12 protein-coding genes are annotated in these 11843 nt (G+C 50.3%); 6 read left to right on the top strand and 6 right to left on the bottom strand.

Annotated features, from left to right (window positions below; all coding sequences use genetic code 11):
• The coding region (locus tag EVJ29_RS14100) for a helix-turn-helix domain-containing protein (protein WP_148669324.1) at positions 1–123 on the bottom strand (123 nt) is incomplete at its 3' end.
• 210 nt (positions 124–333) lie between these two features.
• On the opposite strand from EVJ29_RS14100, the gene EVJ29_RS14095 reads away from it, so the two are divergent.
• On the top strand, positions 334–1278 hold the full coding sequence (locus tag EVJ29_RS14095; RefSeq protein ID WP_236633558.1) for an aldo/keto reductase: 945 nt from the start codon (positions 334–336) through the stop codon (positions 1276–1278).
• A gap of 275 nt (positions 1279–1553) precedes the next feature.
• Positions 1554–2147: a DUF4230 domain-containing protein gene (locus EVJ29_RS14090; RefSeq protein ID WP_236633561.1), complete on the top strand. Its 594-nt coding sequence runs from the start codon at positions 1554–1556 to the stop codon at positions 2145–2147.
• 85 nt (positions 2148–2232) lie between these two features.
• Here EVJ29_RS14090 and EVJ29_RS14085 read toward each other — a convergent pair whose 3' ends face one another.
• The gene (locus EVJ29_RS14085; protein WP_131490467.1) at positions 2233–2598 is read right to left on the bottom strand and encodes an NUDIX domain-containing protein; all 366 of its coding nucleotides are present in this window, start codon (positions 2596–2598) and stop codon (positions 2233–2235) included.
• 133 nt (positions 2599–2731) lie between these two features.
• The gene (locus tag EVJ29_RS14080) at positions 2732–2995 is read right to left on the bottom strand and encodes a hypothetical protein (RefSeq protein ID WP_131490469.1); all 264 of its coding nucleotides are present in this window, start codon (positions 2993–2995) and stop codon (positions 2732–2734) included.
• Positions 2996–3077: 82 nt separating this feature from the next.
• On the opposite strand from EVJ29_RS14080, the gene EVJ29_RS14075 reads away from it, so the two are divergent.
• Positions 3078–3548 (top strand): peptide-methionine (S)-S-oxide reductase, encoded by a 471-nt coding sequence (locus EVJ29_RS14075; RefSeq protein WP_131490626.1) that lies wholly within the window; start codon positions 3078–3080, stop codon positions 3546–3548.
• Between the two features lie 33 nt (positions 3549–3581).
• On the opposite strand, the gene EVJ29_RS14070 is transcribed toward EVJ29_RS14075, so the two are convergent.
• Both EVJ29_RS14070 and EVJ29_RS14065 read right to left on the bottom strand, forming a co-directional pair.
• A complete protein-coding gene (locus tag EVJ29_RS14070; protein WP_131490471.1) occupies positions 3582–3824 on the bottom strand; it encodes a hypothetical protein in 243 nt (80 codons plus the stop codon).
• Between the two features lie 18 nt (positions 3825–3842).
• A complete protein-coding gene (locus EVJ29_RS14065; RefSeq protein ID WP_131490473.1) occupies positions 3843–4475 on the bottom strand; it encodes an HNH endonuclease family protein in 633 nt (210 codons plus the stop codon).
• 255 nt (positions 4476–4730) lie between these two features.
• Here EVJ29_RS14065 and EVJ29_RS14060 point away from each other — a divergent pair, with 255 nt between their 5' ends.
• A complete protein-coding gene (locus EVJ29_RS14060; protein ID WP_131490475.1) occupies positions 4731–5924 on the top strand; it encodes a DUF4317 domain-containing protein in 1194 nt (397 codons plus the stop codon).
• A gap of 299 nt (positions 5925–6223) precedes the next feature.
• On the opposite strand, the gene EVJ29_RS14055 is transcribed toward EVJ29_RS14060, so the two are convergent.
• Positions 6224–7669, bottom strand: coding sequence for a DEAD/DEAH box helicase (locus EVJ29_RS14055; RefSeq protein ID WP_131490477.1), 1446 nt, complete (start codon positions 7667–7669; stop codon positions 6224–6226).
• Between the two features lie 290 nt (positions 7670–7959).
• Here EVJ29_RS14055 and EVJ29_RS14050 point away from each other — a divergent pair, with 290 nt between their 5' ends.
• Together EVJ29_RS14050 and EVJ29_RS14045 are read left to right on the top strand one after the other, a co-directional pair.
• Positions 7960–9042 (top strand): alpha/beta hydrolase, encoded by a 1083-nt coding sequence (locus EVJ29_RS14050; protein WP_201739022.1) that lies wholly within the window; start codon positions 7960–7962, stop codon positions 9040–9042.
• Positions 9039–11816, top strand: a complete 2778-nt coding sequence (locus EVJ29_RS14045) for a glycoside hydrolase family 3 C-terminal domain-containing protein (protein WP_131490480.1) — start codon at positions 9039–9041, stop codon at positions 11814–11816. The genes EVJ29_RS14050 and EVJ29_RS14045 overlap by 4 nt, the downstream gene beginning before the upstream one ends.
• The last annotated feature ends 27 nt before the right edge of the window (positions 11817–11843 follow it).

Raw genomic sequence — 11843 nt, 5'->3', positions numbered from 1 at the left:
GTGGATGGTGATGCGGTCCTCGAGCAGCTTGTTGTAGACGAAGCGGGCGCAGCCGATCGTCCTGACGAGGAACTCGGCCTGTGCCGCCGTCGGGTGGAGCCTGTATTTGTAGCCCTTCAGCATGTCTCCGCCTCCTCTCGGCCGATGATCGTGATGAACGTCTTCCTCATCCGATACCCGCGGCGGGGGAAGGGAAATCTGACGGAATCACGAACTTCTGTTCGTCATATCTGTCACAGGGGTGGCCAAGAGGTTTATGTACGGGCGATCCATCTCCCACCTACGCTGGGCTTCGCCCCAGACGCTTAGAGGTGGGAGAATTCTCGCTTAATTATGTTAAAAATGAAAAAACGACCATTGGGACATTCAGGGATTGAAGTATCGGAGATCGGCTTTGGAGCATGGCAGTTAGGTAATGAAAAAGACTGGGGCAAGATGACGGATGAAGAAGCGATCCATTTAGTGGAACAAGCAATGGATGAAGATTGCACGTTTTTTGATACGGCACCAAACTATGGAACCGGGAAAAGTGAAGAGTTGATCGGAAAAGCCGTTAGAGGAAAACGAGATCAAGTCGTCATTAGTAGTAAGGGCGGCCATCATTCAAATGGAGAGCTGAACTTTGAACCAGAGCAGTTACGGTTATCTGTCGAAAGTAGTTTACGCAGATTACAGACCGATTATTTAGACTGCCTCTTACTACATAATCCTCCGTTCTCAGCGCTAACTAGTGAATCTCCGCAGTTTGAGTTACTAGAACAGCTAAAAGCTGAAGGGGAAATTAAAGCGTATGGGGCTTCGGTTGATACGGGAAAAGAAATGACCGAATTAATCAAGCATACCGACAGTCAGGTGATTGAGGTCATGTTCAATATGTTTCATCAGGAACCAGCCGAGTCAATCAAGCTGGCATACCAACAAGGCGTCGGAATCATTGCCAAGATTCCACTCGATTCAGGTTGGCTAACTGGAAAGTATGATCGTCATAGTAAATTTAGCGGGATTCGGGACAGATGGAGTGAAGAAGAAATTCAGAGAAGAGCTCGATTGGTAGAAAAAGTTCGTCTCATTCTTGGAGAAGAACGCTCGATGGTACAAGCGGCACTCCAATATGTTCTCTCTTTCGAAGAAGTGTCTACCACCATTCCTGGGGCGAGAAATATTGCACAACTGCAACACAATATTTCTGCATCAGAAGGTGAGCTGTCGATGAAGGTGTTAAATGAGCTCCATAAACTATGGGAAGAAGAAATAAGTGGTTCGAAGCTGCCGTGGTAATTGAAGAAGGTCGGCGGATGTGTCGGTCATATCGGATCAATCGGAATGAATCATAGCATAAATAAACGAAATGGCGGACAGATTTACAATTACGATATCGTAGATCTGTTTTGGCTGTTTTTAGCTAAAGAATAATTCTGCATTGATTTAAACAAACCTCATAAAATCTATTTTAACTTATTAAAATTTGTATTTATTTATAAAAGATAAAAAATGTATACTTGATATAAGGATAAAAATTACATATTTTATGAGGAGATATGAACGTGAAAAAAATGATGGTAACGAGTCTGGTTTTAGTGCTGATTATTGTAATAGCCGGTTCGATTATTCTATTCCAATTTAAACCGTTTGAACTCACAACGAATAAGAGCTCTGATACATCTTTAGTTCAGGACAAAATCGTAGAATTGTCAGAACTGGCAACATTGAAATATGAATATAGCCAAGTCATTGTGAGTCGAACTAATAGAGAGGTTTCTCTTGTGGGATTATCGGACATAAAATTTGCTGAAGCAATTAGGCTAATTGAGTATTCTGGGTATTTGAAAGCAGGGACTGATTTCTCCAATATTCAATTGTCATACGACGATGCAGATGACCGCATGTTAGTACGAGTTCCAAAATCTAAAATTCTTGATAACGTTGCCGAAACTGAGAAAGCTAAAGTAGAAGATGTAAAAGGTAATATTTTTTCAGACTATCCTACTCAGACGATATTTGATGAGATCAATGCTGAGAAAGAAAAGGTTGAAAAGAAAAAGGTTGATCAGGGATTCTTAGAAGAGGCAGACAAAGCAGCGGAAAAATTATTGACTTCTTTTTTGAACTCTAACGGATATGAGAATGTTACGGTTAAGTTTTATTAAAATACAAACTAACTTCATAAATGTATTAATGCTCACGCTAAAAGGGAAATCTACGTTGTAAGTGTAGATTTCCCTTTTTTATCTATCATTTTTCATCTACTAAGAGCGCCAACAATGGAGCTGTAAAGTTATCAAATTTAGCCTTGTCATTAAGTGAAATCCAGGCTACATCAATAATGTCGTTATTAACTTCATTATCCAAGTCAATGCAAAGGTCTCCGCTAATAATTTCCGCAACGAAAGTGTATTTGCTTGAGTTTTTAAATAGTAGTCTATTTATTTTCACATCGTATCCTGTTTCTTCTTTTACTTCTCTGATACAAGCTTGTTCATGAGTTTCAGTTCGTTCAACACCACCGCCAGGAAAATTCCAAACAATATCTCCTCTTTGAACGTATTGCTTGACCATCAAAACTCTATTTTCTTGTATTACAACGGCTTGAGCAATCATCATATTATCTCCTTTTGGCGAGCAAGTTTTAACCGATTTACAGTTGTATAACTTGATTTTTGACATGCTGAAATAAGATTTTCTCGACTTTTCTTTAATTAAGTAGCACAGTTCTTCCATATTTATTTGATGTTTAACGGACTCGTCGGATGTTTTGAACCGTAATCAATCCAAGTACTATGATGGCAGTGAGACCGAAAAACGTTAACATGAAATAGAGAGGAGCTCCCGTCGTTCCGATAACGACCTCGTTTTGAAGCATTTCGACGTTGTTCGCTTGTGACACGATGTCAGGCTCATACCGGGCCGTCCGAATGAGTCCGATTGTGAACGTTCCAACGAAGTAAAGCAGGTGGAGCAGGGTAGATATGAGAACCCCAAGTTTGATTGTTTTCAAAAGGACACTCCTTTTTGTAAAATCATGTATAACGATAGTATAGCGAGGATTTCCTGAAACTTACAGATGGGGAGTGAGGACAATCGAGACGATTTACTTAGCAGGAGGTTGCCTATGGGGCGTCCAGGCGTTCATCAAGACGCTACCTGGTGTCATTGAAACGGAAGCTGGACGTGCGAACGGGACGACGAACACGCTTGATGGGGACTATGATGGCTACGCCGAATGCGTCAAAACAACGTTTGACCCAGAAGTCGTTACGATGGATGAATTGATGGATTACTTGTTTGAGATCATCGACCCGTATAGCGTCAATCGTCAAGGCGAGGACGTCGGGGAGAAGTATCGGACCGGTGTCTATAGCGAGGATCTTCGGCATGTGGATGCGGCCCGTGCGTTTATCCACAGACGGCGTGATGTCGACCGGATTGCGCTCGAGGTGTTGCCGCTCACGAACTACGTACGGAGTGCGGACGAGCATCAAGACCGGTTAGAACGCTGTCCGGACGATTATTGCCATATCCCGCAAACGTTGCTCGATAAATACAAATAAGAGCCGACACAGCGTTGTGTCGGCTCTGTTTCGTTAATCGCGTGTGAGGACGTTGACGAGCAACTGATGCACGACGTCATGGTCGCGCACGTCATGCAGTTTGTAGTCTTTCCCGGGCAATGTGTACCATTCGGCCGCCCCGACGTATGTGATGGCGAGTTCGAGCGTGCCGTCTTCCTGACACGTCGTCCGTAATTCGAGTTCGCCGCTGATGACGCCGACTTCTTCAGTCATAACGCCATGTGAGGCTTTAAATGTAGAGGAATGTTGATTCATAGCAGACTCCTTTCTGAATCAGTAAATGCAAGCGTTGATGGCGGTTTGAAGGGCCGCTTTCTCCGACGACTGCAGGCTTAGTCCCCAACGGCTCTTCGTCTCGACCCACATCTTCGCATAAGCGCAGCGTGCCCCGGTCCGTGTCGGCTGCCATGTTGACGGATCTTGGTCACCTTTTGAGCGGTTCGAGCTAGCTGAGACGGCAATGAGCTGCGGGCCAGTTAAATCGTTGGCGAAACTTTGACGTTTCGTCGTCGTCCAACTGTTCGCGCCTGAACGCCATGCTTCAGCCAAAGGTACGACGTGGTCGACATCGAGGCTAGATGGCGACGTGAATGTCACCCCATCATAGTAACTGTACCATGACCCTGACGTGACCGGGCAGTCGCCGACGTAGGAGTCCGCGTCGCGTTTCAAGACGATTTGACGTGTATCACAACCGTTGCCTTGACCGCTCCAGTGCGGGAACAAGTCACGGCTATAACCGGTCATCGTACCTTCAGTCTTGACCGTTAACGCGTTCAGCTTCGTGAGGGCGTTCGACTTCGACGGGATGCCCGGCGGGAGCGCCGAAGCGGTCGGTGTGGTTAAGTGAAGCGACGTGACGACTAGAACGATGGCGAACAAAGAACTGATGCATTTTTTGAGCATGTTTGTGCCTCCTAGTATGTATGACGACTGGGTGAATCACATCCAGAATTGCTTGATGCACATCGAATATACATGGCGAAACATGAAGAAATACTGAAATTTACAAAAATGAATCAAAAGATTAGAAAAGTTGAGGTTTTAGACATAAGACATGACATCAGACGTCCCGGCTTTAGAACTACTGACATACGCGCGAGCAACAACTATTGGTATAATGAAGTCGGTTTGTAGTCAAGAACGAAGGAGTTGGGACAGATGAATCAAAAAGATATCGCGGCAATCCGCAAGCATTTCAAGTTGAATGCGGAAGCGGTCAAAATCGCTGAAATTTATAATATTTATATCCGCCAAGACAGTAACGAGATCTTTCACGAAGAGATGCGTTCGTTCCCGTTTTTGGAGCAAGAGCATCAGGAACTGTTTTTGACGAGTTTTAAGAAAGTACTCGGCGGCAAGCTCGACGAGAAGCTGTTTGAAGTGAAGTTCCAGACGCCGGAAGCGGGGCAGACGGACCATACGCAAACGTTGTTGTACAAAGGATTGAAAACGGAAGACACAGAAGACTGGGCAGCCTCGATGCAGAAAGTCGCATTAAAGATGGTCCAAGACGCTCCGTTTGAGAAAGATGTCGTCGTCACGTTTATTCGCTTCCAATACAATAAACCGACACGTCGTCATTCCGAAGAGACGGAAATCGACATGCGCGACGAAGTATACACGTCGCGGTTCATCCTCGGCAGCATCAACCAGACCGAACTGCCGAAACAGTCGCTCGTGTTCGACTTTATCGAGCGGGAGTACAAATCGAACGTCTTCATCAATCCTGTCATCAAACTCGACGCACCCGTCGGCGGTTTCTTGTTCCCGTGTTTCACCGACAACGCGGCCGACGTCAACCATATCTTGTATGCGGCCCAGAAGGCGCACCAACCGGACTTCCGTTTCATCGAGAATGTGTTGAACGGCACCGAGATCGTGACGGCCGTCGAAGAGAAGGCGATGTTCGAAGAAGTCGTCAAAGCTGTCATCGGCGAAGAAGTCAACTTGGCGACGCTTGCGACGGTGTATGACGAGATCAATCAAATCATCGTCGCCGAAGCCGAGCGCGAAGAGGAAGACCAGACGGTGCCGATGATGGATGCCCGCACGGTCGAGATCGTGTTGAAAGCGAGCGGCGTCGAGGACGTAACGACAGAAAAAGTCGAAGCGGCGTTCCAGCAAGTCGTCGACGACCGGCAGTACGAGATGAAGGCGAGTAGCGTCATCCCGAAATACACGTCGAAATCGATCAAAATCAATACGAAAGTGGCCAACATCGCCATTAGTCCGCAAGACTTGAAATATGTGAAGCAAGTGAACTATAAAGGGAGACCGTGTCTATTGATCGAAGTAGAAGACGACACGGAGATTGAGGGGTTCAAGTTGATCTCTGAAGAACTGCTCGACTAATTCATTCTGGTTGAAGGAAATCGATGGCTCCCGACAGATCGGATTGAACATAGGCTGGTAGCGTTCAATAGATGGATGTTCTACATTAGAGAAGATAAAGGCTCAGGCGCAATCGCCTGAGCTATTTTTATGACAATCAGGTGAGGAAGGTTGAATTCAAGACGTGTTATCGGTATGATTCTGTTGAAAGCGTTCTCTCGAAACCGTTATTTTTTTACTGTTTTCCGAAAGCGCTTTCGATAACGTGGTCAAAACACAAAAAGGCCCGGAGAAATCAAACTCTCCGAGACCTGGATTGGTTATTTATGTGCTTTACTCACTTTTAGCTTTTTGCCTTTAATCGGTGTCGACTCCATCGCCTGGAGGACGACTGAGCCTTTCCCGTTTAAGATGTCGACGTACGTCATCTGATCGGTGATCGTAATGATGCCGATGTCTTCAACGGTCACACCTGGGATTTTGGCGATCGTGCCGACGAAGTCGATGGCACGGAGTTTTTTCTTCTTCCCGCCGCTGAAGTGAAGCTTCAGGATGTCTTGGTTGATGCGCGCTGTCTTGTTGTTACGGACGACGCGTCGACCGCTCAACTTCTCTTCGAACGCCGCTTTGCCGCGAGCGACTTGTGCTTCGGTCGGGGCGTCCATCGTCGGAATCTCGAACTTGATGAACGCTTCGATGGCGCGAACGAATTTACCTTCATAAGGAGTCGCGAGCGTAAGGGCTTTCCCTTTGTTACCGGCGCGGCCTGTCCGTCCGGTCCGGTGCACGTAGCTCTCTTTTTCCATCGGGACGTCATAGTTGATGACGAGATTGACGTTATCGATATCGATGCCGCGTGCCGCGACGTCTGTCGCTACGAGATAACGGAAGTTGCCCGTCTTGAACCCTTCCATGACGGCGAACCGGTCTTCTTGCTCAAGTCCACCGTGGAGCCGTTCACAAGAATAGCCGGCCTTATCGAGCTCGCCATACACGGTGTCGACATGTTCTTTCGTCCGGCAGAAGATGAGACAGCTGTCAGGATTTTCGACGACAGTGATGTTTTGTAACACCGACAACTTGTCTTCATTGCGGACTTCGATCAAGCCGTGCTCGATCGTCGAGGCCGTGACGCCAGCAGACTCGATCGAGATGCGGGTCGGCTCGTTCATGTGTTGTTTGCACAGACGCTCGATGTCGTTCGGGAACGTGGCCGAGAACACCATCGTCACGCGGTCGGTCGGTAGCTTTTGAATGATGGCTTCGACGTCGGCGAGGAAGCCGCGGTTCAACATCTCGTCCGCCTCATCGATGATCAAGTACTTGATCTGGTCCAAGACGAGCGTTTCGCGTTCGATATGGTCCATGACGCGTCCCGGTGTCCCGACGACGATATGCGTCTTCTGTTTCAAGTCTTCACGTTGTTTTGAGAACGGTTCTTTCCCGTAAACGGCAGTCGCCTTGATTCGTTTGAAGCGGCCGATGTTCGTCATGTCTTCCCGGACTTGGACGGCGAGCTCGCGTGTCGGTGTGAGAATTAACACTTGTGGTTTGTTTTCTTCCCACGCGATCATTTCAGTGATAGGAATGCCGAATGCGGCCGTCTTGCCGCTCCCGGTCTGCGCTTTAACGACTAAATCTTGGTGCTCAAGTGCGAGCGGGATGACTTTCTGTTGCACTTCTGTCGGTGCCACGTACTTCATGATACCGAGTGCGCGTTGGATGTCTTCACTTAAGCGGTAGTCCGCAAAGTTTGGTTGATTCATATGTTTACCTCGTTTTCGTGTAAGAAACTTCTGTTGTAGAAATTTTCATTAGCAATTTAGTTTACGTCTCATTATACACGAAAGGGAGCGGTTCGTCGTTCATCCGTGAAATCGAGCGAGAGCGAAGGGGGAGAGGTCGAACTGACTTTTACCGTCTAACGCTAGTTACGTCAACACTTCACCGATGATACTGTCGAATTTGAAGCCGTGTCTGAAAAAGTAAGATTTAAGTCAACAGGTAAAGTTGTCATCAGCAAGGTAGCGGTGATTGAGAAAGGAGCATTCAGTTCATGTCGACTCAAAGTAACTCATACGAACGGTTAGTTGACGAGTTAAGTGCAGTACATATTCGTGAGACGATTGATGGCGTCGAGACGACAATCAAACCGATCCCGGACTTAAACAAACAAGGCGACCTCGACCCGCGTGTGTTGGCGAACAAAAATCAACACGTAACGGGCGATGAGACACCGGCACCGTTTGACCTTGAGGCCGTCCGCGCAAGTATGGGCTGGCCGAACCGTGACGTGACGACACGTCCGATCACGACGGAATCAATCTCGATTCCAAGTCTTGAAGGCGACATCCCGGCCCGACTCTATCGGCCCGAGTCAGACGAGCCGTTACCGGCCGTCCTGTTCTTCCATGGCGGCGGCTTCTTTGGCGGGACACTCGATACGGTCGAGAACCCGTGCAAAGCGCTCGCTGAGAAAGCGAACGCGGTCGTCGTCTCGGTCGACTATCGGCTCGCGCCGGAGCATCCGTTCCCGGCTGGCTTACATGATTGCTTTCAAGCGGTCAAATGGGTATACGACCAGGCCGATGAGCTCGGGGTGTTGCGAGACAATATCGCCGTCGCGGGCGACAGTGCCGGGGGAAATTTGGCGACCGGCTGCTGTTTACTCGATCGTGCGCAACAGACGAGCATGATCAGCTTCCAGGCACTCATCTATCCGGTCGTCAATTTAGGTTCGGTCCCGACAGATGATTACGCATGGGACATCGCACAATACGATATCCGACATCATCACGACTTGATTCGCGGGATGGTGCTAGCGTTCAGCGACGCGGATTCGATGTTCAACAACATTTATTTACAAGGTGCGACCGACGTGACGCATCCGCTCGTATCGCCCTTGTTGGCGGACGACTTGAAGAACCTCCCGCCCGCGCTTATCGTGACGGCGGAGTACGATTATTTGCGCTTAGAAGGCGAGGCGTATGCGCGGAAACTCGCGCGCGACGGCGTGAAGACGAGACTGATCCAATACCGAGGGATGGACCACGCCTTCATCGATAAAATCGGGGACTATCCGCAAGCTGAAGACTGTATGAACGAAATCGCAAACGAAATGAAGGAGCTGACAACATGAAACTTTACACTTTGAACTGGGATACGTATAAACAACTGGCGCGAACGGCGGTCGCCGAAGGGGCTGTCCTCTTAAAGAACGAACAGACGCTGCCGATCCAGGCGGGGACGACCGTGTCCGTGTTCGGCCGCAGCCAATTCAATTACTATAAGAGCGGGACCGGCTCAGGTGGGATGGTCAACGTCTCCCACGTGACGAGTCCGCTCGAGGCGCTCCAAGCGAGTGAAGGCATCCAGCTGAACGAGTCGCTCCTTCAGACGTATGAGGCGTGGGTCGAAGAAAACCCGTTCGACAAAGGTGTCGGCTGGGCCGGGGAACCGTGGTCACAGCCGGAGATGGCCGTCACGGACGCGCTCGTCGCGGAAGCGGCAGCCAAGTCAGATATGGCGCTCATCATGATCGGGCGTACGGCGGGTGAGGACCGTGACAACACGGCCGACCCGGGCAGCTACTTGTTGACCGAGATCGAGCACGAGTTGATTGAGAAAGTGTCGAAGGCGTTTACGAAGACGGCCGTCGTCTTGAACGTCGGCAACATCATCGACATGAAGTGGGCGACGGACTATGAGCCGAGCGCGATTCTTTACGCATGGCAAGGGGGATTAGAAGGCGGGACGGGACTCGTCGATGTACTCACAGGCAAAGTCAGCCCGTCCGGCAAGTTGACAGACACGATCGCCCGGTCGATTGACGACTATCCGTCGACGAAAAACTTCGGTCATGCCGACAAAGGAATTTATCAAGAAGATATTTATGTCGGCTATCGCTATTTCGAGACGTTCGCGAAAGACGAGGTGCTCTATCCATTCGGTTTCGGGTTGTCGTATACAAGTTTCAGCACGGAAGTCGTTGAAGCGAGTGAACAGAACAGTTTGATTACGATCAACGTCGCGGTGACGAACACCGGGGCAGTTGACGGGAAAGAAGTCGTGCAACTGTATGTCGAGAAGCCGCAAGGCGTCCTCGGTAACCCGGCGCGCGCCCTCGTCGCGTTCGATAAGACAGGTCTGCTTGCACCAGGAGAGCGGCAAACGCTCGAATTCTCCGTCCCGGTCACGGACTTTGCGAGCTATGACGATCGTGGCGTCACCGGACACGCATCGAGCTTTGTCTTAGAAGCAGGGACGTACCGGATTCACGCTGGGACGGACGTCCGTTCAGCTGTCGCGGTCTTCGACTATGAGCTCGCCGAACTACAAGTCGTCGAGACGCTCAGCGAGAACATGGCGCCGGTCACACCGTTTGACCGCATCAAGCCGGTCGCAAGCGGTCAAGGATATGAAGTCAGCTATGAAGAAACACCGCTGCGCCAGGTTGACGTCGAGGCACGTTATCTCGCCGAACGTCCGATGCAGCGCCATCAGACAAGCGACAACGGCTTGAAGCTGACGGACGTCTATCACGGGAAAGCCGAGCTTGAGACGTTCCTCGACCAGTTGACGGATGAGGACCTCGCCTGTATCGTCCGCGGACAAGGCATGAATTCGCCTCGCGTGACACCAGGGACGGCCGCCGCGTTCGGCGGCGTGTCGGACCGTTTGAACGAGCTCGACATTCCGGCCGCTTGTTGCGCGGACGGTCCGTCTGGTATCCGGATGGACATCGGCACGAAGGCGTTCGCGTTGCCGAACGGGACGCTGTTGGCGTCAAGCTTCAACGTGGCGTTGATCGAAGACCTGTTCGAGATGACGGGACTCGAGATGCGGAAAAACCGCGTCGACACGTTGCTCGGACCAGGGATGAACATCCATCGTAATCCGCTTAACGGACGGAACTTCGAGTACTTCTCGGAAGATCCGCACGTGACGGGCAAGATGGCGATCGCCCAGTTGAACGGGATGCACCGCGTCGGCGTGACCGGTACGCTCAAACACTTCAGCGCCAACAACCAAGAAGCGCACCGCCACGACATCGACTCGGTCGTCTCGGAACGGGCGTTACGCGAGATTTATTTGAAAGGGTTCGAGATGGCGGTCAAAGAAGGCAAGGCGACGTCGATCATGACGACGTACGGTGCCGTCAACGGCGTCTGGACGGCCGGGCTATATGATCAGAACACACGTGTCCTTCGCGACGAGTGGGGCTTTGAAGGCATCGTCATGACCGACTGGTGGGCGAAAGTGAACCACCATGAAGATGAGCCGGCGAACCGTCAGAACACGGCGGCGATGGTCCAGTCGCAGAACGACTTGTACATGGTCGTCGACCGTCCGGATACGAACTCGTTCGACGACAATACGGGAGCGGCACTCGCTGCCGGTACGTTGACGCGGGCGGAACTGTTGCGGAGTGCGGCGAACATTTGCCGCTTCGTCTTGCAGTCTCCGGCGATGGAGCGTCTGCTCGGGCTTCATGACGGTTCAGTCGAAGTGATCGGACTCGACGAAGAAGCAGGACAAACGATCGATTTCGATGTGACGTATCAGCATCTTGCGAACGGAGAGAGCGTCAGCTTGATCGACGCGGACACATCGACGGGGAACACACACGTCTTCGCCGTCTCGGTCGATGAGACGGGCACGTACGACGTGACGATCACGGCCCGTTCAGAAGCAGGAGAGCTCGCTCAAATGCCGGTGACGCTATTTGCGAACAACATCCCGGGTCCGACGTTCACGTTTAACGGAACGGGCGGGGAATGGGTGACGCAGACGAAGCAACTGTTCTTCTTGAACCAACACAACTACTTGCAACTCTACTTCACACTCGGCGGTCTCGACGTGAAAGACATCACGTTCACGCTCGCTGACTCGTTCAGCATGAAGAACGGATAATTGGAAAACGCCGTCTCGGAAACGAGG

It is taken from the genome of Exiguobacterium sp. SH4S7 (genome assembly GCF_004336795.1).
Lineage (GTDB): Bacteria > Bacillota > Bacilli > Exiguobacteriales > Exiguobacteriaceae > Exiguobacterium > Exiguobacterium aurantiacum_A.
This window is presented reverse-complemented; position numbering and strand designations above follow the sequence as displayed.

What these genes read in the sequence shown, in the direction of transcription:
- EVJ29_RS14095 (WP_236633558.1), top strand. Translation starts at nt 334, where the DNA reads ATGTTAAAAATGAAAAAACGACCATTGGGACATTCAGGGATTGAAGTA.
- EVJ29_RS14055 (WP_131490477.1), bottom strand. Translation starts at nt 7,669, where the DNA reads ATGAATCAACCAAACTTTGCGGACTACCGCTTAAGTGAAGACATCCAA.
- EVJ29_RS14045 (WP_131490480.1), top strand. Translation starts at nt 9,039, where the DNA reads ATGAAACTTTACACTTTGAACTGGGATACGTATAAACAACTGGCGCGA.
- EVJ29_RS14050 (WP_201739022.1), top strand. Translation starts at nt 7,960, where the DNA reads ATGTCGACTCAAAGTAACTCATACGAACGGTTAGTTGACGAGTTAAGT.
- EVJ29_RS14070 (WP_131490471.1), bottom strand. Translation starts at nt 3,824, where the DNA reads ATGAATCAACATTCCTCTACATTTAAAGCCTCACATGGCGTTATGACT.
- EVJ29_RS14060 (WP_131490475.1), top strand. Translation starts at nt 4,731, where the DNA reads ATGAATCAAAAAGATATCGCGGCAATCCGCAAGCATTTCAAGTTGAAT.
- EVJ29_RS14090 (WP_236633561.1), top strand. Translation starts at nt 1,554, where the DNA reads ATGATGGTAACGAGTCTGGTTTTAGTGCTGATTATTGTAATAGCCGGT.
- EVJ29_RS14085 (WP_131490467.1), bottom strand. Translation starts at nt 2,598, where the DNA reads ATGATTGCTCAAGCCGTTGTAATACAAGAAAATAGAGTTTTGATGGTC.
- EVJ29_RS14065 (WP_131490473.1), bottom strand. Translation starts at nt 4,475, where the DNA reads ATGCTCAAAAAATGCATCAGTTCTTTGTTCGCCATCGTTCTAGTCGTC.